A 24142-nucleotide genomic window follows, 5' to 3' on the forward strand; every position below is an offset into this window, starting at 1 on the left:
CAGAACAAAAAGAATGACAACAACGACGTGCTTGTAAATTACCGCTTCGGGTCAAAAGTCGACATCATACCTGACGCCAATGGCGCGAGCGCAGCCGAGATATATGCAGCCCCACGTAGACCCGGTGCTACCATCTGATCCATGGGTGACGACAAGCCGAAGGACGAACCAGGCACGCACGGGTACCTGCAGGGACGCACGATCAAAGGACCTTACAGGCTTAAGGGTCTCAGGCTCCACATCGTACCCTCCTCCGTGGCGACTTTCAGTGCCGCCATTGATGCAGTCGCCGGCGTAAACACGGGGGAGCTTGTGGAGATGCTCACGCAGCTCGGCAGGCACGACTTAGAGGCCTTGAAGGATGGAACTCTGGATCCCGCCGACTTAGGTCTCCCGAAGCCGCCGAAAGTCACCGAGGACGCGTTCCCGGCGCTGGTGGCTTCTCTGGTGCGGGGCGAACTAGACGACAGGGTGAGACGAGAAGAACGGTCAAGGTGGAGGCTCCAGCATCTCGTCCTGCCAGCCTTGGCGTTCCTCGTCGGGTTGCTGATGAACTGGAATGGATGAGCCTCGGGTGTACGAACAGCAGGGCAACCCACGGCATTTCACCAAGTAAGGGTGCCAAAAATTGAGCCGACGTTAGGCCAGCTTCTTCACGTATGCATCTACCTCGGGTCCGAAAGAGACCTTCCGGATAGCCTTCTCCAACTGCTCCATAGCGGGCCCGCCGTAGTAGTGGACAGTCGCTACATCCTGCGCCTTGTGGCCGGTGATAAAGTCGCGCATCTCCTTCGACACTCCGGCGCGGCCGGCAGCCGTCTCCCAGGTGTTCCGAAGACCGTGTAGCACTAGCTTCGGGTCGGTGACCTTCGCCTTTTCACGGACGACCTGCATCATCTTGTTACCGATAGTGTGTGCCCGTGAGCCGTCCCGCGACTTCGCCCGCCGTAGCCCCGGTAAGAGAAAGTCGTCGGTGCTTTCCTCGCGCATCGCGTCGATGACCGGCTGGATGACCGGATGGATGGGCACGTTCCTGACCGAGGACTCGGTCTTCACATGGCGGCCGGCCTCTCGATCTTCGTAGATGCGCAGGATGCCGTCCTGGGCGTCCTCTGTGCGCAGCTCGGCGATCTCCCCGGCTCTGGCACCGGTGTACAGGAGGATGGAGAAGTATCGGCTCCACAGGCGCTTCCCGCGCTCCTCGAAGGTCTCCAGCACCTTCAGCACCTCCTCCGGCTCCCACGCCCGTCGTGCCTGGCCGCGAGGGACCTTGGGCAGCAGCTTGTTGATCGCCGGCATCGGGTTCACCTCGACCAGGTCCGCGGCCTCGGCCCAGCCCAGGAAGGCGGACGTGATGCTGGCCTGCTTGCGGACTGTCCGGGGCGCCTTCCCGGATGGCAGTAGGTGATCCCGGACGTACTTGGAGGCGGCCGCCTTGTCGAAGTCGGCAACCCGGAACCCGGGCTCGAAGAAGCCGACCATGGAGTCCAAGACACTCTTCTTCTCGGTCCATGTCGCATGTCGGACCTGCCCCTCGATGTGGTCGAGGTAGTCCTTTACGGCGCGGCTCAGCGTTGACTCCCTGCCGCCCTTCGACCCGTGAGCCTCGCGGATGATCCGGTCGGTCTCCGGGTGGGCGGCGATCGGGTGGCCTTCTTCGTCACGGCCGCCGAGCTTGGCCAGCTGGGTCTCCATGACCTCCGCCAGGACCAGCTTTAGGTTTTCCCGAGTCTCCGGGTCGGGCTCCTGGGCGATGACGCGGAGGTCCTCATAGTACCGCCTGGCGATCTCTACCTCGGGCACACCCTTCCCCGCTCGCGCTCGCTCGACCTCGTCGTAGAAGTCTGCCAGTATCGCGTGGCGTCGCTGGCGGGCTTTCCGAAGGTCGGACTCGCCGGTGGCCTTCGTGTAGAACTCGCCGAGGTGCTCAATGACGTCAGACGGGACCCGCACGCGGACGTACCAGCGATTACCGCGCCGCTTTAGGTACCTCGTGTCCATGCCTTCCCTCCATGGCTGTGAACCAATTTTGTGGTACAGCCTACGGGCTGAAAGCTAGGATTGGCAAGGGTTCAGGACTTTAGGGACAGTTTGGTAACCTTCCCCTAGGGAGTGCCAACCTGCCCCCCTCCGAGGCACCCGGTGCCTCACCGGTCGTGGCCTCACAGGATCAGTCGATGCGGCTCACCCACCCCGCCACGTTCCCGGAGCGACGCCTGCCCCGCGGGAGCCGTCCTTGACTGGCGATGACGAGAATCGGGATGACGAGATTCCGGCTGGCGACGGCCGGGACGCCTCCCTCCTGAAACGTCTGTTCGCGCTCGAACCCCGGGAGCGCAGCGCGGTCGTCTGGTCCTTTCTCTACTTCTTCACGCTGCTCTGCAGCTACTACCTGCTGCGGCCCATCCGCGACGAGATGGCCATCCTCGGCGGCACCGAGAATATCCGCTGGCTGTTCCTGGCCACGTTCGTCTCCATGCTGGCCGTGGTGCCCCTGTTCGGCTTCGTGACGGGACGCTGGCCGCGGGCGCGCTTCCTGCCCTGGGTGAACCTGTTCTGCGCGGCCAACCTGGTCCTGTTCTACCTCGCCTTCGCGAGCGCCGGCGAATACGCCGTCTGGGTGGCACGGGCCTTCTTCGTCTGGCTGAGCGTGTTCAACCTGTTCGTCGTGTCCGTGTTCTGGAGCTTCATGGCGGACCTCTACGACCGGGACCAGGCGAAGCGGCTGTTCGGCATCGTCGCCGCCGGCGGCAGCGTGGGCGCCCTCGCCGGCCCGACGCTCACCGCGCTGCTGGTCGCTCAGATCGGCTATCAGCAGATGCTGCTCATCTCCGCCGGATTGCTCACATTCACCGTCGTGTGCATCCTGCGGCTGCGCAGCTGGGCCCACGCCCAGCCCCGGCACGGGCGGGCTCACACGGACGAGGCGCTGGGCGGCGGCGTGCTGGAGGGCATCTCGCTGACCCTGCGCCGCCCGTATCTCGCGGGCGTCTCGGCGATGATGCTGCTGGCGGTCTTCGCCGGCACCGCGCTGTACATCTTTCAGGCCCAGTTCCTCGAGCAGGCCTTCGCCGATTCCAACCAGCGCACCCGGGTGTTCGCGCTCGTGGACCTGAGTGTGAACGTGCTGGCGCTGCTGGCCCAGGGGCTCGTGGTCGGCCGGGTGATGCGCCGGTTCGGGCTGGGCGTCACCCTCGCGCTGCTGCCGGCCGTCAGCATCGCCGGCTTCCTCGCGCTGGCGGTGACGCCGGTGCTGGGCGTCGTACTGGCGCTGCAGGTGGTGCGCCGGGCCATGAACTACGGCATCGCCGGCCCGGCCAAGGAGGTCCTGTTCACCGTCGTCTCCCGCGCGGCCAAGTACAAGGCCAAGAATTTCATCGACACCGTCGTCTACCGGGGCGGCGACGCGCTGTCCGCCCAGATCATCGGCGGCCTGCAGGCGGCCGGTGCCGGTCTCTCGGCGATCCTGGCCATGGTCATCGGCGTCTGCGCCGCCTGGCTCGGCGTGGCGTTCGCCCTCGGGCGAGGCTACCGCACGCGTTATGATCGGCGACTGAGGGACGAGAGAGCGATAACGGAGACACCGACATGAGCGAATGGACAGTGAACCGCCGGGAACTGATCGCGATGGGCGCCGCCGCCGGCGGCCGCCTGCTTGCCCCCGGCCTGCTGGCGGCCGACGAGGCCGTGATGCGGCGGAAGATCCCGGCCTCGGGCGAGTTGCTGCCGGTCGTTGGACTGGGCACCTCAGGGGTCTTCGACGTGGAGCCGACGGCGGAGAACCTCGCCACCCGCCGGGAGATAGTCAACCTGATGCTGGATCGCGGCGCCTCCGTCATCGACACCTCGCCGATGTACGGACAGGCGGAGGACGTGGTCGGCCGCGTGGTGGAGGACCTGGGCGTGCGGGACCGGCTCTTCTACGCCACCAAGGTGTGGACCCGCGGCCGTGAGGAGGGCCTCGCCCAGATGGAGGAGTCGTTCCGGCTGCTGCGCACCGAGACGATCGACCTTATGCAGGTCCACAACCTCGTGGACACCCGCACCCAGCTCAGAAGCATCCGCGAACTCAGGGAGGCCGGCCGCATTCGCTACTCGGGCATCACTCATTACCGGGTGAGCGAGCACGACGATCTGGCCGACGTCATCGAGGCGGAGCGTCCCGACTTCGTGCAGCTGAACTACTCCGTCGTGACCCGCGCCGCCGAGGACAGGCTGCTGCCGCTGGCCGCCGACCGGGGCGTGGCAGTCATCGTGAATCGTGCCTTCGAGGACGGCGATCTGTTCCGCGCCGTGCGCGGCCGCGACGTCCCGGAGTGGGCCCTGGAAGCCCGCATCGAGAGCTGGGGCCAGTTCTTCCTGAAGTACGTGCTCGCGCATCCCGCGGTGACCTGCGTCATTCCGGGTACCTCGAAGCCGAGACACATGCGGGACAACCTCGGTGCCGGCACCGGCCCGCTGCCCGACGCCGCCCTGCGCCGGCGCATGGTTTCATTCATCGAATCGCTGTGAGCCGTGCCGTACCGGCCGGTGACGAGCCCGTCGGCCTGCTGCTGCGCCTCGCCGCGATCCTCTACGACAGCCTGCTCGTGCTGGCCCTGGTCTTCCTCGGCACCCTGCCGCTGGTCGTGCTGAACGCCGGCGAGGCGATACCCGCCCATACGACCTGGTATCGGCTCTGGCTGCTGGCCATCGTCGGTGGCTATTTCGTCTTCTTCTGGGTCCGGGGCGCGGAGACGCTGGGCATGAAGTCCTGGCGCATCATGGTCGTGAGCCGCGACGGCGGGCCCGTGACCGTGCGTCGGGCGACGCTGCGTGCCGGCGCTGCGGTGCTGTCCTGGCTGCCCGGCGGCGCCGGCTTTCTCTGGTCGCTCGTCGACCGCGACGGCCTGGCCTGGCACGACCGCCTGTCGGACACGAAGCTGGTGCGATCGGTGAAACTCCGCTAGGGCCTGAACAGGCGCCAGGCCGGCGCGGCTCAGCGCACTCGTGACAGCACGAATGCCGTGACCGCCAGCAGGGCCATCGTCGGCAGCCAGGCGAGTACCGCGGGATTCAGATTGAACACCACCCCGGTGTTGGCCAGCATGCGGCTGGCGAGGAAATAGGCGAGCCCGATCAGCACTCCCACCATCAGTCGCCCGCCCGCGCCGGCGCTGCGCAGGGAGCCGAACACGAAGCCGATGGCGAGCACCGGCATCAGCGTAATGGTCAGCGTCGAGGCGACCCGGTTCCAGAGCTCGGTCTGATAGGTGGTCGCGTCCAGCTCGTTCTTCTTCAGGTAGCCGATATAACTCAGCAGGCCGCGCACGGACAGACTGCCGGGTTTGACCACCGCGATGCCCAGGACCTCGGCATCCACCCCGTAGTTCTCCACGGTGCGCGGCTGTCGACTCGCCGTCGCCCCCTCGTCGGTGAAGCGGGTGCGGGCGAAGTTCTCGAATACCCAGCGCTCCTCGGCATCCAGGCCAGCGTTGTCGGCGTGGCTGATCGAGGCGAGCCGCCTGTCAGGGCCCAGCTCGAACAGGTAGACGCCGCCGAATTCGAACTCCCTGCTGATGCGTTCCACGTTGAAGATGGTGCTGCCGTCGCGCACCCAGGTGCTGCGCCCGCCGGTCAGGCCCGCCTCCTCGTTCTTCGCCACGCTGCGATACTTGCGCGCGAACTGGTCCAGCGGCGGCGCGAGATACTCGCCCAGCACGACCGTGCCCAGCATGATCAGCGCGCCGGCCACTGCCACGGAGCCGGCCAGCCGGTAGTGGGAGACGCCGGAGGCACGCATGACCACCAGCTCGCTGTGGCTGGCGAGTGTGCCGAGGCCCAGCATGGCACCCAGCAGGGTTGCCACCGGCAGCATCTGCACGGCCAGCAGGGGCAGGCGCAGCAGAGTGTAGACGGCCGCGTCCCAGGTGTCGTAGCGGCCCACCGAGGTATCGTCGAGCTGGGCGATGAACTCGAAGAAACCGGCCAGGGCGAGCAACACCGCGACGACGATCAGGGTCGTCGCGACCACGGAGCGCACGAGGTAGAGCGTGAATACCTTCATGCCCGCCGCCTCGGCAACAGCCGCCAGAACCACCCGTTCTGCGCTCCCAGCAATGCGATGCCCAGCAGAAATATGAGCGCATGCACCCACCACATGCCGAGGGCGGGCGCAAGCTCACCCTGCTCCACCCAGACCTGGGCGGCGCCGAGCAGGTTGAAATAGATGAAGTAGACCAGCACACCTGCGAGCATCTTGCCGTAACGGCCCTGGCGGGGACGGCTCTTTGCCAGCGGCACCGCCAGGAAGGCGAGCAGCAGCGCCGAGATGGGCACCGAGACCCGCCACTGCAGCTCCGCGGCGGCCTGCAGGTCGTCCGAGGCCAGCAGTTCGTCGGTGCTGCGCGCCTCGGCATCGAAATCCGGCTCGCGGGGCGCCGGCACCTTGTACGGGATACCGTGTTCGGCGAACTCCACGATGCGGAACTGGTGCTCGCCCGGCCTGCCCTCGTAGCGCCGGCCGTTCTCCAGGACGATGTAACGCGTGCCCGGATCGGCCGAGGGACGCTGACTGCCCTTTTCTGCCAGCACCACCTCCAGCGCGCCGCCCGTCCGGCGCTGCAGGAAGACGTTGGTCAGCGAACCGTCCCGGTCCACCCGCTCGGCATAGATGACCGCGTCTCCCTGGCCGGCGCTGGTGAAGCGTCCGGGCTCGATGGCGCTGAGATCCACCTGCTGTTCGGCGACGGTGGCGATACGCTGCACCTCGCGCAGCGCGCGCGGCCCGAGATCCAGCGACAGCCAGCCCACCAGCAGCGCCAGCGGCACGGCCAGCCAGGCGAGCGGGCGGTACATCGCGCCAGGGCCCATGCGGCAGGCCATCATGGCCGGCATCTCGCTGTCCCGGTACAGCCGCGCGAGCGCCAGCATGATGGCCAGGAAAAGACCGAACGGGATCAGGATGGTCAGATACTGCAGCGCGGTCAGACCGATGACGCTGAACACGGCATCCCGCGGCAGCTTGTCCTTGGCAGCGTCCCCCAGGACCCGCGCGAACTGGTTGCTGAGCAGGATGAAAAGCAGCACGGCCGTGACCGCAGCCCAGGTGCGGGCCGCTTCGCGCAACACGTAGCGATCGAGAATCTTCATCGCACTGACATCCTGCCGACCAGGGCTCCGCTTAACTTCAGCGCCACAATTGGGCTAGAATCCCGCCTTTCCCGCAGAGCGCGCCGGCACGGCGACGTGCCCTAAGCTCCCGGCACACAAAAAGAAACTGCATGATCCGGTGCGCTGCACCACGGAGTCAAGCGAGGGCCAGGCCCGGCGACTCCGGGGAAGGAGCGCAAGGACGCTGCACCGAGGTTCATCCATGGAATATTTCACCACCAGCGGCGACGCCGCGAAACGCGCGACCGAATGCGCCATCGTCGGCCTGTACGCGAACGGCGCCTTCGACGCCGGCGCCGGCGAGATCGACGAGGGCAGCGGCGGCCTGCTGGGCAAGCTGAAGAAATCCGGCGACATCTCGGGCAAGCTGGGTCAGGCCAGTCTCATCCCTGCGCCGGCGAAGGTGAAGTGCAAGCGCGTGCTCGTCGTCGGGCTGGGCAAGAAGAGCGAGTTCGGCGTCCGTCAGTATCGCAAGGCGCTGGACGCCGCCTTCGGCGCGCTGTCCTCCACCGGCGTGACGGAGGCCGTCTCCTATCTGCACCGGGACAAGGTCGCCGACACCGATGCATACTACCTGGCGCGCTACGCCGCGCAGACCCTCGGCGACCGTCTGTACCGCTTCACGAAGCTGAAGTCGAGCAGCCGGGACGGCGGCCTGAAGCTGAAGAAGCTCGGCTTCGGCGTGGATTCCAAGGCCGACGGCGACGCCGCGCTGGAAGGCGCCCGGCACGGCCAGGCGATCGTCCGCGGCATGGACCTGGCGCGGGAGCTCGGCAATCTGCCCGCCAATGTCTGCACGCCGGGCTATCTGGCAGAAGAGGCCGGCCGGCTGGCGAAACAGTACCGCCCGCTGAGCGTCGAGGTGCTGGAAGAGAAGGACATGGAGCGCCTCGGCATGGGTGCGTTGCTGTCGGTCACGGCGGGCGCCGAGGAGCCGGCCAAGCTCATCGTCATGAATTACCAGGGCGGCGCCGACGACGAGCCGCCCATCGTCCTGGTCGGCAAGGGCATCACCTTCGATACCGGCGGCATCTCGCTGAAGCCGGCGCCCGCCATGGACGAGATGAAGTTCGACATGTGCGGTGCCGCCGCCGTGATCGGCACCATGCAGAGCGTGGCGGCGATGAAGCTGCCGGTCAATCTCATGGTGCTCGTGCCGACCTGCGAGAACATGCCCAGCGGCCGGGCGACGCGGCCGGGTGACATCGTCAAGAGCATGTCGGGCAAGACCATCGAGATACTGAATACGGACGCCGAGGGCCGCCTGATCCTCTGCGACGCGCTGACCTATGCCCAGCGCTACGAGCCCGCTGCGCTGATCGACGTGGCCACACTCACCGGCGCCTGCGTGATCGCTCTCGGCAACCACAACAGCGGCCTGATGGCGAACGACGACGGACTGGCGGAGGAACTGCTGGCAGCCGGCCGACGTGCGGACGACACCGCCTGGCGCCTGCCCATGGGCGAGGACTACGAGAAGCAGCTGAAAAGCAATTTCGCGGACTTCGCCAACGTGGGCGGCCGCGAGGGCGGCGCCATCACGGCGGCGTGCTTCCTGGGGAAATTCACCCGGGACGCCACCTGGGCGCACCTGGACGTCGCCGGCACCGCCTGGCGCTCGGGCAATCGCAAGGGCGCGAGCGGGCGGCCCGTGCCGCTGCTGGTGGACTACCTCATCGAGCGCGCCGGCGCCCGGGACTGACGGGCGCCGTGTCCGCGCCGCGGGTCGATTTCTATATCCTAGCCGCCGGCGGCGAAGACGCGCGCCGGCGCTTCGCCTGCCGTCTGGCCGAGAAGGCCTACCGTCTCGAGCACCGTGTGCACCTGCACGCCGACGACCCGGCCGCGGCCGAGGCACTCGACGAGCTGCTCTGGACATTCCGCGACGGCAGCTTTCTGCCCCACGAGAGGCTGCCGAACGAGAGCGGCGCCCCGGTGACCGTCGGTTACGGCGAAGCCGCGCCGGAGGCCGCGGACCTCCTGATCAACCTGTCCGCCGGCGTGCCCGGTTTCGCGCTGGAGCTGCCCCGCATCGCGGAGCTGGTCGGCGGCGACGAGCAGACCCGCTCCGAGGCCCGGCGCCGATTTATCTTCTATCGCGAGAAAGGCTATCCTCTCGAGACCCACGAGATCGGCTGACAGCGCGGAGCGGACCATCAGCAATCCGGACGACATCCACGATACCGGCGACGACGATATACCGACCCTGACGACGGTGGTCGACGAGGTCGAACCGGCCCGGACCGCCGCCATCGCGGAGGCGGAACCGAGCGGTATCGAAGAGGCCGGACCGGCCGGCATCGACGAGGCGGCGCTGGCGGAACTCGAGGTCCGGCTCGCCTCCGCCAGCCTCGACCTCACGGACCGTCTGCTGCACACCGCATTCCAGGAGATGGAGGCGGCGATGTTCGAGCAGGTGTCGAACCGGCTGCGTGCCGAGCTGCCGGAACTGGTGGCGCGGATCATCCGCGAGCATTTCGGCGAGCACTTCGAGGAGTCGTCCTGACAGGGACGCCCGACCCGGCACTATGAACGACGAGAACAACCGGCGCGCAGGCGCCGGCGCGAGAGCAATGAGCATGGACAAGGCCTATCGCCCCGGCGATATCGAGATGAAGCATTACCGGCGGTGGCGGGAGAACGGATGGTTCGAGCCCGCCGGCGACGGCGATTCGTACTGCATCATGATCCCGCCGCCGAACGTCACCGGCACGCTGCACATGGGCCACGCGTTCCAGGACACGATCATGGACGCCCTGACCCGCTACCACCGCATGTGCGGCCGGCGCACCCTGTGGCAGCCCGGCATGGACCACGCCGGCATCGCCACCCAGATGGTGGTGGAGCGCCAGCTCAACGCCGAGGGGCTCACCCGCCACGACCTCGGCCGCGAGGCTTTCGTGGAGCGCGTCTGGCAATGGAAGGCGGAGTCCGGCGGCAACATCTCCGAGCAGCTCGCCCGCCTCGGCGCCTCCGTGGACTGGTCCCGGGAGCGCTTCACCATGGACGAGGGGCTGTCGGAGGCCGTCACCGAGGTATTCGTGCGCCTCTACGACGAAGGCCTGATCTACCGCGGCAAGCGGCTCGTCAACTGGGACCCGGTGCTGCACACCGCGCTGTCCGACCTGGAGGTGCTGAGCGAGGAGGAATCCGGACACCTCTGGCATTTCCGTTATCCGCTGGCCGACGGCGACGGGCACGTGACCGTGGCTACCACCCGGCCCGAGACGATGCTCGGCGACACCGCCGTGGCGGTGCACCCGGAGGACGAGCGCTATCGCCACCTCGTCGGCAAGGAGGTCCTGCTGCCGCTGGCGGAGCGACGCATCCCGGTGATCGCGGACGAATACGTGGATCCGGAGTTCGGCTCCGGCTGCGTGAAGATCACGCCCGCCCACGACTTCAACGACTACGAGATCGGCCAGCGGCACGGCCTCGAGATCATCAACGTGCTCACCGACGACGCCCGCATGAACGACGCCGTGCCAACCGCCTACCGGGATCTCGACCGCTTCGAGGCACGCGAGCGGGTGGTCGCCGACATGGACGCCGCCGGCCTGCTCGCGAAGACCGACGACCACAAGCTGATGGTGCCCCGCGGCGACCGCACCGGCGCGGTGGTGGAGCCCTATCTCACCGACCAGTGGTACGTGGCCATCGAGCCGCTGGCGAAGCCGGCCATCCGCGCCGTCGAGCAGGGCGACATCCGCTTCGTCCCCGCGAACTGGGACAAGACCTACTACGACTGGATGCACAAGATCCAGGACTGGTGCATCAGTCGACAGCTGTGGTGGGGCCACCGCATCCCCGCCTGGTACGACGCCGAGGGCAAGCTCTACGTCGGCCGCAACGAGGCAGAGGTGCGCGAGAAGCACGGCCTGGACGCCTCCTTGCCGCTCGCGCAGGACGAGGACGTGCTGGACACCTGGTTCTCGTCGGGCCTGTGGCCGTTCAGCACGCTGGGCTGGCCGGAGGACACCGGGGAGCTGACGACCTTCTACCCGACGTCCGTGCTGGTCACCGGCTTCGACATCATCTTCTTCTGGGTCGCGCGCATGATCATGCTGGGCCTGAAGTTCACTGGCGAGGTACCGTTCCGCGAGGTCTACATCCACGGCCTGATCCGCGACCAGGACGGGCAGAAGATGTCCAAGTCCAAGGGCAACGTGCTCGATCCGCTGGACCTCATCGACGGCGTGGACCTCGAGACGCTGATCGCCAAGCGCACCCGCGGCCTGATGCAGCCCCATCTCGCGCCGAAGATCGAGAAATCCACCCGCCAGCAATTCCCGGACGGCATCCCGGAATATGGCGCCGACGCGCTCAGGTTCACCTTCGCCGCACTCGCCACGACAGGCCGGGACATCCGCTTCGACCTCGGCCGTATCGAGGGCTACCGGAACTTCTGCAACAAGCTCTGGAACGCCTCTCGTTACGTGCTTATGGCTACCGAGGACCTCGATGACGGCGAGGAGGTGCTCTCCGCCGCCGATCGCTGGATTCGTTCCCGACTCGCGCGCACGATTGCCACCGTCCACGAGCAGTTTGCCGCCTACCGGCTGGACCTGGCCGCTCAGGTCATCTACGAGTTCACCTGGCACGAGTTCTGCGACTGGTACCTGGAGCTGTCGAAGCCGGTGCTGCAGTCCGACGACGCCGGCGAGGCCGAAAAACGGGGTACGCGGCGCACGCTGATCGAGACGCTGGAGACGCTGCTCCGGCTCATCCATCCCCTGATGCCCTTCATCACCGAGGAGATCTGGCTGCGGGTCGCGCCGCGCGCCGGGCAGGACGGTGAGACGGTGATGACCCGGCCCTTCCCCCGGGCGGATACCGACGACATCGATCCGGCCGCGGAGACGGAGATGGAGTGGGTGCAGGGCTTCATCCTGGGCGTTAGACGCATCCGCGGCGAGATGGACATCGCGCCCGGTCGCCGGCTGCCCGTGCTGCTGCAAGGCGCCGGCGAGGAAGACCGGCGTCTGCTCGAGCGCCATGGCCGGCTGGTGCGGGAGGTGGGGCGCATCGCGTCCGTCGACTTCCTGGACGACGATGCAGAAGCGCCGCCGTCCGCCACTGCGCTCCTCGGTGACATGAGGATCTACGTGCCCATGGCCGGACTCATAGACGTTGACGCGGAGCGCCAGCGACTCGGCAAACAGGCGAAGAAGGTGGAGGCCGAGCTCTCCCGGGCCGAGGCCAAGCTCGCCAATCCCCGCTTCGTGGACAATGCCCCGGCCGAGGTGGTCGCCAGGGAGCGGGAACGCCAGGCCGAGTTCTGCCGCCAGCTCGATCAGATCCGCGAACAGCTCGGCCGCCTGGACCGGCTCGGTTGACGGCGCAATCTGAGTATCCGGTCACATTCCGGCGGCCAGGCGGGTGCAATCCGCGCCGCGACGGGTCAACATAACGGCGGCGTCGTGAAGGAGAAGGCCGGATGCACATCGGGAACGTGCTCGAGAAGGACAGCGCAATCGACGACGGGACAGGCGATGCACTGACATCGGCGCTGGCCTCGCTCGACTCCATCATCCTGGGCAAGGGCCCGCAGCTCAGGCTGGCGCTGGCCTGCGTGATCGCCCGCGGCCATCTGCTGATCGAGGACCTGCCCGGCGTGGGCAAGACGACCCTGGCCCATGCCCTGGCCCGAGTGCTCGGCCTCACCTATCAACGCATCCAGTTCACGAGCGACATGCTCCCGGCCGATATCGTGGGTGTGTCCATCTACCGGCCCGAGGACGGGCGCTTCGACTTCCATCCGGGGCCTGTATTCTCCCAGCTGGTGCTGGCGGACGAGGTCAACCGGGCGACGCCGAAGGCCCAGAGCGCGCTGCTCGAGGCGATGCAGGAGGGTCAGGTCACGGTGGATGGCGCGAGCCACACGCTGCCGGAGCCGTTCTTCGTGGTCGCCACCCAGAACCCGGGCAACCAGATCGGGACCTTCCCCCTGCCCGAGTCCCAGCTCGACCGGTTCCTCATGCGCATCGAACTCGGCTACCCGGACGAGGCGGCCGAAAGGCGGCTCCTCGCCGGACACGACACGCGGGTGGCGCTGGCCGAGCTGGAGCCGGTGCTGGGCCCGGACGACGTCGTCCGGCTGCAGCGGGCGGTGGACGCCGTCAAGGTCAGCGAGCCGTTGATCGACTACATCCAGGCGCTGGTGCGCTACACCCGCGAATCCGGCGACTTCCCGGCCGGCCTGTCGCCCCGCGGAGCCATCGCGCTGACCCGGGCCGCCCGCGCCATCGCGCTGGTGGAGGGTCGCGAGGCCGTATTCCCGGACGATGTTCAGGCCGTGTTCACGGCCGTGGCCGCACACCGGCTGACGACGGATGAACTCGACCGCCGCCGCCGCCCGGAGGAGATCGGCCGCCATGTCCTCGAGTCCGTCGCTATCCCCTGAGGCGCTGCGGCGCGGCTGGCGCCGTCCCCGGGAGGCGGCCGCGGAATGGGCCGCGCGCTGGGCGCGGCGCCGCCAGGGCGCGGACCCGGTTCCAGTGCGGCTCGCCTCGAGGCGCATCTACATCCTGCCGACCGGCGTGGGCGTCACCTACGGCCTGATGACGTTCGCCATGCTGCTGGGCTCCATGAACTACAACAACAGCATGGGTTTCGCACTGACCTTCCTGCTGGCGGCACTGGGCCTCGTGGCCATGCACCACTGCCACCGTAACCTCGCAGGACTCGGCGTGGCCTTCGCCGGCGCGGAACCGGTATTCGCCGGCGCGGAGGCCCGCCTGCGCTTCAACCTGGGCAACGACGGGCAGGCGCCCCGCTACGAGCTCGGCGTCTACGCCGGCGAGGCCTCCTCGCCCCGCGTGGACGTAGCGGCGGGCGGACACGCCGTCGCCGAGGTGCGGGTCCCGACCGAACGGCGTGGCCGCCTCCGCCTCGAGCGTTACGGGGTGCGCACGACTCACCCGCTGACCCTGTTCCGGGCCTGGGTCTGGATCCACGCCGATGCCGGCTGCCTGGTGTGGCCGCAGCCGGCCGACGCGCCGCCGCCACCACCGGCCGGCGCCGCCAGCCGCGGCCGCCGGCGGGCCTCCGAGCAGGGCGACGACGACTTCGCCGGCCTGCGCGACTTCCACGCCGGCGATCCGCCCCGCCACGTCGCCTGGAAGACCTACGCGCGCACCGGCGAGCTCAAGTCGAAGCGGTTCGCGGGCGCGACGGCGGCGCTCGCCTGGCTCGATCTCCGTGACGCGCCGGGCCGGGACCTGGAAGCGAGGCTCTCGGTGCTGTGCCGCTGGATCCTGGATGCCGAGAACGGCGGGCGCCACTACGGCCTGCGCCTCGGCAGCGAGACCGTCGAGCCCTCGCGTGGCGGCAGTCACCGGCGCCGCTGCCTCGACGCGCTGGCACTGTATCGGTCCGACGAGCCGGAGGCCGCCCGTGAAAGCTGACCGGCGCAGCGACGGGCGGCTGCTCGATACGCTGCCGTGGACGCTGTCGGCGCTGCTGCTGGCCGTCATCCCCCATGCCGCCGAACTGCCCGCCTGGGTGCTGCTGCCGGCCTTCGGTTGCGGGCTGTGGCGCTGGATCGTGGAAGTGCGCCGATGGCCGCTTCCGTGGCGCGGATTCCGGATCGCGCTCGCCTTCGGCGGCTTCCTGGCCGTGCTGTTCGCTTACGGCGGCATCAACGGCGTGGGCCCCGGCACGGCGCTGCTGGTGCTCATGGCGTCGCTGAAGCTGCTGGAGACGCGCACGCGGCGGGACCAGTTCGTGCTCCTGTTCATCGCCTTCTTCCTGGTGCTGGCCACGCTGCTGCGCGAGCAGTTCCTGTGGACCCTGCCGTATCTGTTCGCATCCGTGTTCGTCATCACGGCCGCATGGCTGAACGCCGGGCGCTCGGGCGCCGCGCTGGCGCCGCGCCTCGCGATCCGCGGCGCCGGCCGCCTGCTGATGCATGCGTTGCCGCTGATGCTCGTTTTCTGGGTGCTGTTCCCCCGGGTGCCGGGGCCGTTCTGGGCCATCCCCAACGAGCAGGGCAGCGCGGTCACGGGCCTGAGCGATCAGATGAGCCCCGGCGACATCACCAGCCTCGGCCGCTCCGACGCCCGCGCGTTCCGGGTCTGGTTCGACGGCGATGTGCCGCCGCCGTCGGAGCGCTACTGGCGCGGCATCGTCATGGACCAGGTACTGAACGGCCGCACCTGGAGCGCCCAGCAGGTTTTGAGATATCCGCAGGCGGAGACCCTCATCGAGCCGGCAGGGGAGGCGCTGCGCTACCGGGTCCGGCTGGATCCCACCAGCCAGCGCTACCTGTTCCTGCTGGAGCGCCCCTACGACGTGGACGCGGAAGGCGCGTACCTGACCCGTCGCCACGAGGTGGCGCGCTCCCGGCCCGTAGACCGGCAACTGGTCTACAGCGCCACGTCGCTGCCCGAGGCGGCCCTGGAGCCGGCGCTGAGCGATGGCTATCGGAACTTCATGACGCGGCTGCCGGACGGCACCAACCCGCGCACACGCGAATTCGCGACGGAGTTGAGGTCTCGCGCGGCGAGCGACCGGGACTACGTCCGCCGGGTGCTGGCCTGGTTTCGCGCGGAGCCCTTCTACTACACGCTGTCGCCCCCGGCGCTGGGCCGGGACGCCGCCGACGAATTCCTGTTCTCCAGCCGGCGCGGCTTCTGCGAACACTACGCGACCTCGTTCGCCACCCTCATGCGCGCCGCCGGCATACCGGCCCGCGTCGTCGCCGGCTACCAGGGGGGCGAGCTGAATCCGCTGGAGACGGAGGACCCCTACTACATCGTCCGCCAGTCCGACGCCCATGCCTGGACGGAGGTCTGGTTCCAGGACGACGGCTGGGTGAGGGTGGACCCCACCGCCGCAGTGGCCCCCCAGCGCATCGAGTCCGGTCTCTACGACGCGCTGGACTCCACCGAGTTCGGCGTCGCGGACCGCTTCTGGCGCGCCGATTTCGTGGAGACCATGCGCTTCTACTGGGATCTCACCAACGCCCGCTGGGACGAGTGGGTGCTGGGCTACGGACCGTCCACCCAGGAGGAATTCCTGCGCTGGCTCGGCATGGAGCGCCCGGACTGGCGGCGGATGGTCGCGTGGCTGGTCGCCGTCATGGCCCTGCTGCTCGCGGGGCTCGCCGGCTGGCTCGCCTGGCGTCACCGCCGGCCGGGGCCGGACCGGGCGGAACGGCTGTACCGGCGATTCGTGCGGGCCACGGGCATCCCGCGGGGTCCCGGCGAGCCGCCGCTGGGGTACGCGGAGCGGGCCTCGGCCGCGCTGCCTGCCCTCGCGGGAGACATACGCCGGGTCACCGCCCTCTACCTCGACACCCGCTACGCCGGCCGTCCGCGGGCGGACGAACTCGCCGCCGCCGTCAGACCACACTGGTCTCCACTTCGCGGCGTCTGGGCGGATGTACGCGCGAGAGCAGCGCGGCGCCGACGATGAACAGGGGCACGATGGCGAGGATCACCGCCTTGGGGCTGTCGCTCACGCTGCTCGTGACCGCCACCAGGAACGGCCCGAGCACCGCGGCGAACTTGCCGATCATGTTGTAGAAGCCGAAGAACTCGGCGGCCTTGTCCGGCGGCACCATCGCCGCGTAGTAGGCCCGGCTCATGCTCTGCACGCCGCCCTGCACCGTGCCGATCATGATGGCCATGGCATAGAACTGCCAGACGTGCTCCAGGTAGAACGCCCAGACGCTCACGCCGATGTAGACGGTCAGGGCGATGTAGATGCCGCGCTTCGCGCCGATCTTCTCGCCGAGCCAGCCGTAGAACAGCGTCGCCGGGAAACCGACGAAATTGGTGACCAGCAGTGCGGTGATCAGGTCGGCGCTGGAGAAGCCGAGCCGCTGTCCGAAGTTCGTCGCCATCTGGATCATCGTGTGCACCCCGTCGATGTACAGCCAGAAAGCGATCAGGAACAGGAACACGTGGCGGTAGCGGCGGATCTCGCGAAAGGTCTCGACGAGCTGGCGATAGCCCTCGCGCACCGCACCCGCCACGGGCTTCTCGGGCGGTTTCCGTTCCTCCACGTAGAGCAGCAGCGGGATCGTGAATATCGCCCACCAGACGGCCACCATCAGGAAGGCGACCCGCACCGCGACGTCCGGTCCGGCCAGGCCGAAGGTGCCCGGATCGCGCACCATCCAGGTGTTCAGCGCGAGCAGCATCGCGCTGCCGAAATAGCCGAGCGCGAAGCCGAAGGCCGAGACCGACTCGAACTCGCCGCGTTTGGCGACGTTGTGGATGAGGGAGTCGTAGAACGAATTGGCGCTGTAGAAGCCGACCGAGGCCAGCAGGTACAGGCCGATCGCCACCGGCCAGGCACCCTCGGCCACGAAGTAGAGCCCGCCGGTCATGACGATACCGAGCAGGGCGAAGCCCATGAGGAATTTCTTCCGCGTGCCGCCACGGTCGGAGATGGCGCCGAGCACCGGCGCCAGCACGGCGACGATGAGGCTCGCGGCACCGCTGGTCACGGCGAGACGGAAGGTGACGTCCGCGCCCACATCGCCGGAACTCCAGTACTCGCCCAGGAAGATCGGGAACAGCACCGCCAGCACGGTAAGGGCGAAAGCGGAATTGGCCCAGTCGTAGAAGGCCCAGGCGAGTACGGGCTTGCGCAAGAGGCGATGCGTCACGGGCCGGTCACCGTCCGGCTGGGGGCTGGCGCAGTCGTCGTTGCCATGGTCATCTCCATGGTCATCTCCACCGTCATGTCAGGCTCCGGAGGCTCGCCGCGACGGGCCGACTATAGCAGGGGTGCGCCGGTTTACAGCTCCCGGGTGGCGTGGAAGCGGACGTCCGGCCAGCGTTCCTCGGCGAGCTGGAGATTGACCCGGGTGGGCGCGATGTAGACCAGCGCCTCCGCGTGGTCGAGCGCAAGGTTATCGTGATTGCGGCGGGTGAATTCCTCGCGCTTCTTCTGGTCCGGGAACTCGAGCCAGCGGGCCGTGTGCACGTTCACGGTGTCGAAGGTGCATTCCACGCCGTACTCGTCGCGCAAGCGGGCGGCGACCACATCGAACTGCAGGATGCCTACGGCGCCGAGAATCAGCTCGTTGCTGCGCAGCGGCCGGAACAGCTGGGTGGCGCCCTCCTCGCACAGCTGGTCGAGGCCCTTCTGCAGCGCCTTCAGACGCAGCGGGTCGCGCAGCACGGCGCGGCGGAAGATCTCGGGCGCGAAGCTGGGGATGCCACTGAAGACGAGTTCCTCGCCCTCCGAGAAGCTGTCGCCGATGTTGATGGTGCCGTGATTGTGGATGCCGATGATGTCGCCGGCCCAGGCCTCCTCGGCCGACTGGCGGTCCGCCGCCATGAACGTGATGGCCTCGGCCACCTTCACCGACTTGCCGAGACGCACATGGTGCACCTTCATGCCTTTCGTGAAACGCCCCGAGCACAGCCGCATGAAGGCGATGCGGTCCCGGTGCGCCGGGTCCATGTTCGCCTGGATCTTGAAGACGAAGCCGGTCAGGGCCTTCTCCGTCGGCTCGACCACGCGGCCGCCCGCCTCCCGCGGCCGGGGCGCCGGGGCCAGCTCCACGAAGCCGTCCAGCAGCTCGCGGACGCCGAAGTTGTTCACGGCCGAGCCGAAGAACACCGGCGTCTGCTGCGCGGCCAGATAGGCCTCCGGGTCCAGATCCGGGCAGGCGCCGCGCACGAGTTCGATCTCCTCGTCGAAGGCGGCTGCCCGGTCGCCGAGGAATGCCCGCGCCTCATCGGATGCGAGGCCCTCGATGACCCGGGTCCCGCCCGCCTTCTCCCGGCCCGCGCTCTCGTAGACGTAGATGCGGTCGTCCTGCAGGTGATAGACGCCCCTGAGATCCCGCCCCATGCCGATGGGCCAGGTCACCGGCGCGCACTGAATGCCCAGCACGGATTCGATCTCGTCCAGCAGCTCGATGGGCTCGCGGCCCTCCCGGTCCAGCTTATTGATGAAGGTGAGGATGGGGGTATCGCGCAGCCGGCAGACCTCCATCAGCTTTACGGTGCGCTCCTCCACGCCCTTGGCGCAGTCGATGACCATCATGGCGGAGTCGACCGCGGTCAGCGTGCGGTAGGTGTCCTCCGAGAAATCCTCGTGGCCCGGCGTGTCCAGCAGGTTCACGATACGGTCCCGGTACGGGAACTGCATGACCGAGGAAGTCACGGAAATGCCCCGCTCCTGCTCGAGCTTCATCCAGTCGGACGTGGCATGACGGCGCGCCTTGCGGCCCTTGACGGTGCCGGCGAGCTGGATGGCGCCGCCGAACAGGAGCAGCTTCTCGGTCAGCGTGGTCTTGCCGGCGTCGGGATGCGAGATGATCGCGAAGGTGCGCCGGCGCCGCACCTCCTGTTCCAGAGTGGCCATGGGTCAACCCGGGGGTCGGGAAAAAGGCGGCGAGTCTACCCGATGGGCAGCGGACCTGCCAGAGGCTCCCGGCAGCGCCGGATGATCCGCTACCGGTCATCCGGCAGCGGCAGCGGTCCTAGTCGCCCGGGATGAGGCGCAGCGCCAGCACCATGGCGTCTTCGCGACCGTCATCGGCGCGGTAGTAGCCGCGCCGCCGCCCGATCGGCCGGAAGCCGTACTTGCGGTAGAGGCGCAGCGCCGCCTCGTTCGAGGGGCGCACCTCCAGCAGCATCTGGTGCACCGCTGCATTGCGGGCCCGGCTGATCAGCTCGGCCAGCAAGAGCTCGCCGAAGCCGTAGCGGCGCCAGTGGCGGTCCACGCAGAGGTTCAGCAGGTGCGCCTCGCCGGCGGCCACTGACAGGATGCCGTAACCGCGCGCCTCGCCCTCCGCCTCGATCACGAGGCAGGTATAGCCCGCCAGCAGGCAGTCGCGGAATATGCCCCGGCTCCAGGGGAACTCGTAGCTGCGACGCTCGATGTCGGCCACCAGCGCCAGATCCCCGGGCAGCATGGCGCGCATCTGCGGCGCCGGTTCGCGGACGACGGAGTTCATGCGCCCTCCCCGGCCAGCAGCTGCCGGACCCGGCACAGGTCCTGCCAGGCCTTGCGTTTCTGGGTCGGGCTGCGCAGCAGATAGGCCGGATGATAGGTCACGACCACGGGGAGGTCGGCCTCGGGGAAGCGATGCGCCCGGGTGCGCAGGCGCCCGATCGGCTCGTCGCTCTCCAGCAGGTCCTGGGCGGCGATGCGGCCGACGGCCAGGATGACCCGCGGGCGCACCAGGGCGATCTGGCGGCGCAGATAGGGGCGGCACTCCGCCGACTCCTCGGGCCGCGGGTCCCGGTTGCCCGGCGGCCGGCACTTCAGGATGTTGGCGATGAAGACGTCGTCCCGTCCGAAGCCCAGGGAGCGCAGCATCTCGTCCAGCAGCTTGCCCGCGCGCCCGACGAAAGGCTCGCCCCGGCGGTCCTCCTCGGCGCCGGGCGCCTCGCCGATGATCATGAGGTCGGCGTCCGGGTTGCCGACGCCGAACACGGTCTGGGTGCGCCCCTCGTGCAGGGCGCAGCGCATGCACCCGCTCACCCGGGCCCGCAGCACCTCCCAGCCGTCGGCGGACGGGTCGGCCGGAGGCCCCGCATCTGCCGGCGCCGGCGCCGCCCGGACCGCGTCGCCGGCCGCCACCGCCGGTTGGGCGGCGGGCTCTTCCCCGTCGGGTTCCTGCGGGGCCGCGGCTTCGTCGGCGGGCTCCTCGCCGCGCAGCATCCACACGTCGATGCCGAGCGCGCGCAGGTAGGCCAGCCGTTCCCCCTCGCCGCCCGTCATGTCTCGTCCGCCTCCTGACGGCGTCCCCGCCTCCGGCGCCACAGCCAGAACGCCGGCCCGGACAGCGCGTAGCCGGTGAACATGGAGAACAGCACCACCGGCGGCTCCAGCGAGATCAGTATCAACACCAGCGGGATGATGAGCAGATACGGGAACGAGATGCGGCTGCCGAGATTGAGTTCCTTGAAGCTGTAGTAGCGCAGGTTGCTCACCATCAGCGCGCCGGCCATGGCGGTGATCACGAAGGCGAGCGCGAGACCGCCGAGGCCGGCGATGCCGTGCCGCGCGCTGAGCCAGACGAACCCGGCCACCATGCCCGCCGCCGAGGGGCTGGCCAGCCCGACGAAGAAGCGCTTGTCCTGGGAGCCCGGCGATGTGTTGAAGCGCGCCAGCCGCATGGCGGCTGCCACCGCGAAAAGGAAGGCCACCAGCCAGCCCACCCGGCCCCAGGCGACGCTGTACTCGGCCAGCCGGGCCACGCCCCACTGGTAGACCACCACCGCCGGCGCAATGCCGAAGCAGACCATGTCCGAGAGACTGTCGAACTCCTTGCCGAAGTCGCTCTCGGTGGCCGTCAGACGCGCCACCCGGCCGTCCAGACCGTCCAGTACCATAGCCACGAATATGGCCACGCCGGCCGCCTCGAAGTTGCCGTCCACGGCCGCCACGATGGCGTAGAAGCCCGCGAACAGCGCCGTGGTGGTCAGCAGATTCGGCAGTAGATAGATGCCGCGGCGCGGTTTTTCGTCGGATGCACCCACGGCGCAATCATACAAGATGGACGGGCGCGGCTCGCTATCGGCGTCTCAGTTCCGCCAGGGAGTCGGTCCCCGCGCGCACCTTCTGCCCCGTCTTCACGCGCACGTACGCGTCCGCCGGCAGGTACACCTCGGCGGTCCTGGCGAGCCGCATGAAGGCGAACCGCTGGCCCTGGCCCACCCGCTCCCCGTAGCCGAGGAACGCCCGCGGCGCGCCGAACCACTTCGGGCCGTGTTTCGGACCGTGGACGAGGACCACGACGTCGTCGTCCTCGTCGCTGCGCACCCACATGCCGTGCACGTCGAGCCAGCGACTGTGGTCGGAGAGGTTGTCGCGCGGGTCGAGGACCTTGCCCTCGATGGGGCTGCGGGCCGTGTAGGCGCCGAAATTGTTGATGCGCATGGTGACTCGCACGGCCTCCCGGTCCAGAATGCCGGGGCCCGCCCCGGTAATCTCGGTCACCACGCCGTCCACCGGCGCCAGCACGCCGAGGGGCGCCGCGGGGATGTCGCGCCACGGGTCCCGGAACAACAGGACGAAGGTAGCTACCAGCGCACCCAGAGGGACGGCGGCCCACCAGCCGACGAGAGCCACGCCCGCCGCGAGTGCGGCCAGAGCCGTCAGTATCCATGGCATGCCTTCCGGTGCTATGCGTGGATAATCCGTTCTCGGCATCGGTTCCCGGTCGGTCAGAAAGATGCGCGGATCATGCGCTGAATGGCGGCGAGATGCCACCCCGCCGATGGTCGGTCTCGCGGGCGATCCCGTGTGTACGGCCGCCATTCGGGCTAGAATCCGGGGCCCGTCCACAACCCCGGGGACACCCGATGCGATCCTCCGAACTGAATCTCACCACACTGAAGGAAGTCCCGGCGGAGGCCGAAATACCGAGCCACCAGCTCATGCTCCGCGCGGGGCTGATCCGGCGGCTGGCGTCCGGGCTGTTCACCTGGATGCCGATCGGACTCAGGGTGGTGAAGAAGATCGAGGCGGTCGTGCGCGAGGAGATGGATCGAGCGGGCGCGCTGGAACTCCTCATGCCGGCGGTGCAGCCCGCCGAGCTGTGGCAGGAATCCGGCCGCTGGGAGAAGTACGGCCCGCTGCTCCTGCGCATGCAGGACCGCCACGAGCGGGACTTCTGCTTCGGGCCCACCCACGAGGAGGTGATCACCGACATCGCCCGGCGCGAGCTCAGGAGCTACCGTCAGCTGCCGGTGAACTACTACCAGATCCAGACCAAGTTCCGCGACGAAATCCGGCCCCGTTTCGGCGTGATGCGGGCCCGCGAGTTCATCATGAAGGACGCCTATTCTTTCGACCTGGACGAGGCGGGCATGGCAGCGGCCTACGAGCGCATGGCGCGTGCCTACGAAGCCATCTTCAGCCGACTCGGCCTGAAGTTCCGCGCGGTCGAAGCGGACAGCGGCGAGATCGGCGGCAGCCGCTCCCAGGAATTCCACGTGCTCGCCGATTCCGGCGAGGACGCCATCGCCTACTGCGACGAGGACGGCTATGCCGCCAATGTGGAGATGGCGCGCACGGAACCGCCGGCGGAGCCCCGACCGGCGCCGTCCGCGGCGCTGGAGAAGGTCCGCACGCCCGGCGCGCGCAGCATCGAGGCGGTGACGGCGGCGCTGGACCTGCCGGCCGCGCGCCTGGTGAAGACACTGGTGGTCGCCGGCGACGAGGGCCCGGTGGCCCTGGTGCTGCGCGGCGACCACGAGCTGAACGCGGTCAAGGCCCAGGCCCTGCCCGGCGTGGCGGACCCGCTGCGCATGGCGGAGGCGGACGAAGTGCTGGCCGCCACCGGCTGCGCACCGGGTTTCGTCGGGCCCATCGGCCTGGACATCCCGGTCTATGTCGATCACGCGGCAGCGCATCTGGCCGACTTCGCCTGCGGCGCGAACGAGGCCGACCATCACCTGACCGGCGTGAACTGGGGCCGTGACCTGCCGAAACCGGACAGCGTGGACCTGCGCAACGTGGTCGAAGGCGACTCCACGCCCGGCGGCAGCGGCACGCTCAGCATCGCCCGCGGCATCGAGGTGGGCCACATCTTCCAGCTCGGCACCAAGTACTCGGAGGCCATGGGCGCTACGGTGCAGGACCAGGACGGCGAGGACCGCCCCATGCAGATGGGCTGCTACGGCATCGGCGTCACCCGCATCGTGGGCGCCGCCATCGAGCAGAATCACGACGACAACGGCATCATCTGGCCGGAACCGATAGCGCCATGGCGGGTGGTTATCGTGCCGATCAATGCGCACCGCTCCGAGCGGGTGCGCGAGGCCGCCGAGGTGCTGTACGCCGAGCTGGGTGAACTGGGCGTCGACGTGCTGCTGGACGACCGGGATGCACGGCCCGGCGTGAAGTTCGCCGATGCCGAGCTGATCGGCATCCCCCATCGCATCGTGATCGGGGAGCGCGGCCTCGACGCCGGCGAACTGGAGTACCGCCATCGCCGCGACACCGAGTCGAGGAACCTGAAGCGTGATGCCGTTCTCGCCCTGCTGCGGGAGCCGGCGGTAAGCTAACC

General features: G+C 68.6%; 20 protein-coding genes and 1 pseudogene. 12 read left to right on the forward strand and 9 right to left on the reverse strand.

From position 1 onward, the window contains the following. Positions 1-141: 141 nt before the first annotated feature. Positions 142-567 carry a hypothetical protein gene (locus tag ACJMKZ_RS12830; RefSeq protein WP_405233599.1) on the forward strand — a complete coding sequence of 142 codons (426 nt, stop codon included), beginning with the start codon at positions 142-144 and terminating at the stop codon, positions 565-567. Positions 568-639: 72 nt separating this feature from the next. Here the strand turns inward: ACJMKZ_RS12830 and ACJMKZ_RS12835 are convergent, their stop codons facing one another. After that, positions 640-2001, reverse strand: coding sequence for a DUF6538 domain-containing protein (locus ACJMKZ_RS12835; protein ID WP_405233600.1), 1362 nt, complete (start codon positions 1999-2001; stop codon positions 640-642). A 235-nt stretch (positions 2002-2236) separates the two neighbouring features. Here ACJMKZ_RS12835 and ACJMKZ_RS12840 point away from each other — a divergent pair, with 235 nt between their 5' ends. Genes ACJMKZ_RS12840 through ACJMKZ_RS12850 form a run of 3 tightly spaced genes read left to right on the forward strand, consistent with a single transcriptional unit; the run spans position 2237 to position 4949 of the window. Further along, positions 2237-3592, forward strand: a complete 1356-nt coding sequence (locus tag ACJMKZ_RS12840) for an NTP/NDP exchange transporter (RefSeq protein ID WP_405233601.1) — start codon at positions 2237-2239, stop codon at positions 3590-3592. Next, positions 3589-4512, forward strand: a complete 924-nt coding sequence (locus ACJMKZ_RS12845) for an aldo/keto reductase (protein WP_405233602.1) — start codon at positions 3589-3591, stop codon at positions 4510-4512. Before ACJMKZ_RS12840 ends, ACJMKZ_RS12845 begins: the two co-directional genes overlap by 4 nt. Then, the gene (locus ACJMKZ_RS12850) at positions 4509-4949 is read left to right on the forward strand and encodes an RDD family protein (protein WP_405233603.1); all 441 of its coding nucleotides are present in this window, start codon (positions 4509-4511) and stop codon (positions 4947-4949) included. Before ACJMKZ_RS12845 ends, ACJMKZ_RS12850 begins: the two co-directional genes overlap by 4 nt. A 29-nt stretch (positions 4950-4978) precedes the next feature. On the opposite strand, the gene lptG is transcribed toward ACJMKZ_RS12850, so the two are convergent. Both lptG and lptF read right to left on the reverse strand, forming a co-directional pair. Beyond that, positions 4979-6046, reverse strand: a complete 1068-nt coding sequence (gene lptG / locus ACJMKZ_RS12855; RefSeq protein ID WP_405233604.1) for an LPS export ABC transporter permease LptG — start codon at positions 6044-6046, stop codon at positions 4979-4981. Continuing rightward, positions 6043-7131, reverse strand: a complete 1089-nt coding sequence (lptF, locus tag ACJMKZ_RS12860; RefSeq protein WP_405233605.1) for an LPS export ABC transporter permease LptF — start codon at positions 7129-7131, stop codon at positions 6043-6045. Before lptF ends, lptG begins: the two co-directional genes overlap by 4 nt. 223 nt (positions 7132-7354) lie before the next feature. On the opposite strand from lptF, the gene ACJMKZ_RS12865 reads away from it, so the two are divergent. The 7 genes from ACJMKZ_RS12865 to ACJMKZ_RS12895 all read left to right on the forward strand — a co-directional run bounded on the left by ACJMKZ_RS12865 (position 7355) and on the right by ACJMKZ_RS12895 (position 16569). After that, on the forward strand, positions 7355-8854 hold the full coding sequence (locus tag ACJMKZ_RS12865) for a leucyl aminopeptidase (protein WP_405233606.1): 1500 nt from the start codon (positions 7355-7357) through the stop codon (positions 8852-8854). Between the two features lie 8 nt (positions 8855-8862). Continuing rightward, the gene (locus ACJMKZ_RS12870) at positions 8863-9291 is read left to right on the forward strand and encodes a DNA polymerase III subunit chi (protein ID WP_405233607.1); all 429 of its coding nucleotides are present in this window, start codon (positions 8863-8865) and stop codon (positions 9289-9291) included. Between the two features lie 76 nt (positions 9292-9367). After that, positions 9368-9658: a hypothetical protein gene (locus ACJMKZ_RS12875; protein ID WP_405233608.1), complete on the forward strand. Its 291-nt coding sequence runs from the start codon at positions 9368-9370 to the stop codon at positions 9656-9658. Between the two features lie 73 nt (positions 9659-9731). Further along, complete coding sequence (locus tag ACJMKZ_RS12880) at positions 9732-12488, forward strand: valine--tRNA ligase (RefSeq protein WP_405234164.1); 2757 nt, start codon at positions 9732-9734, stop codon at positions 12486-12488. Positions 12489-12589: 101 nt separating this feature from the next. Beyond that, complete coding sequence (locus ACJMKZ_RS12885; protein ID WP_405233609.1) at positions 12590-13555, forward strand: AAA family ATPase; 966 nt, start codon at positions 12590-12592, stop codon at positions 13553-13555. Next, entirely contained in the window at positions 13527-14558 is a 1032-nt protein-coding gene (locus tag ACJMKZ_RS12890; RefSeq protein WP_405233610.1) for a DUF58 domain-containing protein, read from the forward strand. The genes ACJMKZ_RS12885 and ACJMKZ_RS12890 overlap by 29 nt, the downstream gene beginning before the upstream one ends. Next, entirely contained in the window at positions 14548-16569 is a 2022-nt protein-coding gene (locus ACJMKZ_RS12895) for a transglutaminase TgpA family protein (RefSeq protein WP_405233611.1), read from the forward strand. Before ACJMKZ_RS12890 ends, ACJMKZ_RS12895 begins: the two co-directional genes overlap by 11 nt. On the opposite strand, the pseudogene ACJMKZ_RS12900 reads toward ACJMKZ_RS12895, so the two are convergent. The 6 genes and pseudogenes from ACJMKZ_RS12900 to ACJMKZ_RS12925 form a co-directional block, all read right to left on the reverse strand. Further along, positions 16496-17782, reverse strand: a pseudogene (locus tag ACJMKZ_RS12900) (MFS transporter); the annotation flags it as partial. The gene ACJMKZ_RS12895 and the pseudogene ACJMKZ_RS12900 overlap by 74 nt on opposite strands. 119 nt (positions 17783-17901) lie before the next feature. After that, positions 17902-19482 carry a peptide chain release factor 3 gene (locus tag ACJMKZ_RS12905; protein WP_405233612.1) on the reverse strand — a complete coding sequence of 527 codons (1581 nt, stop codon included), beginning with the start codon at positions 19480-19482 and terminating at the stop codon, positions 17902-17904. A 118-nt stretch (positions 19483-19600) separates the two neighbouring features. Further along, on the reverse strand, positions 19601-20077 hold the full coding sequence (gene rimI, locus ACJMKZ_RS12910) for a ribosomal protein S18-alanine N-acetyltransferase (RefSeq protein ID WP_405233613.1): 477 nt from the start codon (positions 20075-20077) through the stop codon (positions 19601-19603). After that, positions 20074-20847, reverse strand: a complete 774-nt coding sequence (locus ACJMKZ_RS12915; protein ID WP_405233614.1) for a uracil-DNA glycosylase — start codon at positions 20845-20847, stop codon at positions 20074-20076. The genes rimI and ACJMKZ_RS12915 overlap by 4 nt, the downstream gene beginning before the upstream one ends. Beyond that, positions 20844-21608, reverse strand: coding sequence for a CDP-diacylglycerol--serine O-phosphatidyltransferase (gene pssA / locus ACJMKZ_RS12920; RefSeq protein ID WP_405233615.1), 765 nt, complete (start codon positions 21606-21608; stop codon positions 20844-20846). The genes ACJMKZ_RS12915 and pssA overlap by 4 nt, the downstream gene beginning before the upstream one ends. Positions 21609-21642: 34 nt before the next feature. Beyond that, entirely contained in the window at positions 21643-22242 is a 600-nt protein-coding gene (locus ACJMKZ_RS12925) for a phosphatidylserine decarboxylase (protein ID WP_405233616.1), read from the reverse strand. Between the two features lie 191 nt (positions 22243-22433). Here ACJMKZ_RS12925 and ACJMKZ_RS12930 point away from each other — a divergent pair, with 191 nt between their 5' ends. Continuing rightward, on the forward strand, positions 22434-24140 hold the full coding sequence (locus tag ACJMKZ_RS12930) for a proline--tRNA ligase (RefSeq protein ID WP_405233617.1): 1707 nt from the start codon (positions 22434-22436) through the stop codon (positions 24138-24140). Positions 24141-24142 lie beyond the last annotated feature (2 nt).

This window comes from Lentisalinibacter salinarum (assembly GCF_040706555.1).
Classification (GTDB): Bacteria; Pseudomonadota; Gammaproteobacteria; order Steroidobacterales; family Woeseiaceae; genus Lentisalinibacter; species Lentisalinibacter salinarum.

Coding starts and splice junctions, on each gene's coding strand:
- ACJMKZ_RS12830 (WP_405233599.1), top strand. CDS start 142: ATGGGTGACGACAAGCCGAAGGACGAACCAGGCACGCACGGGTACCTG.
- ACJMKZ_RS12835 (WP_405233600.1), bottom strand. CDS start 2,001: ATGGACACGAGGTACCTAAAGCGGCGCGGTAATCGCTGGTACGTCCGC.
- ACJMKZ_RS12845 (WP_405233602.1), top strand. CDS start 3,589: ATGAGCGAATGGACAGTGAACCGCCGGGAACTGATCGCGATGGGCGCC.
- lptG (WP_405233604.1), bottom strand. CDS start 6,046: ATGAAGGTATTCACGCTCTACCTCGTGCGCTCCGTGGTCGCGACGACC.
- lptF (WP_405233605.1), bottom strand. CDS start 7,131: ATGAAGATTCTCGATCGCTACGTGTTGCGCGAAGCGGCCCGCACCTGG.
- ACJMKZ_RS12865 (WP_405233606.1), top strand. CDS start 7,355: ATGGAATATTTCACCACCAGCGGCGACGCCGCGAAACGCGCGACCGAA.
- ACJMKZ_RS12880 (WP_405234164.1), top strand. CDS start 9,732: ATGGACAAGGCCTATCGCCCCGGCGATATCGAGATGAAGCATTACCGG.
- ACJMKZ_RS12885 (WP_405233609.1), top strand. CDS start 12,590: ATGCACATCGGGAACGTGCTCGAGAAGGACAGCGCAATCGACGACGGG.
- ACJMKZ_RS12890 (WP_405233610.1), top strand. CDS start 13,527: ATGTCCTCGAGTCCGTCGCTATCCCCTGAGGCGCTGCGGCGCGGCTGG.
- ACJMKZ_RS12905 (WP_405233612.1), bottom strand. CDS start 19,482: ATGGCCACTCTGGAACAGGAGGTGCGGCGCCGGCGCACCTTCGCGATC.
- rimI (WP_405233613.1), bottom strand. CDS start 20,077: ATGAACTCCGTCGTCCGCGAACCGGCGCCGCAGATGCGCGCCATGCTG.
- ACJMKZ_RS12915 (WP_405233614.1), bottom strand. CDS start 20,847: ATGACGGGCGGCGAGGGGGAACGGCTGGCCTACCTGCGCGCGCTCGGC.
- ACJMKZ_RS12925 (WP_405233616.1), bottom strand. CDS start 22,242: ATGCCATGGATACTGACGGCTCTGGCCGCACTCGCGGCGGGCGTGGCT.
- ACJMKZ_RS12930 (WP_405233617.1), top strand. CDS start 22,434: ATGCGATCCTCCGAACTGAATCTCACCACACTGAAGGAAGTCCCGGCG.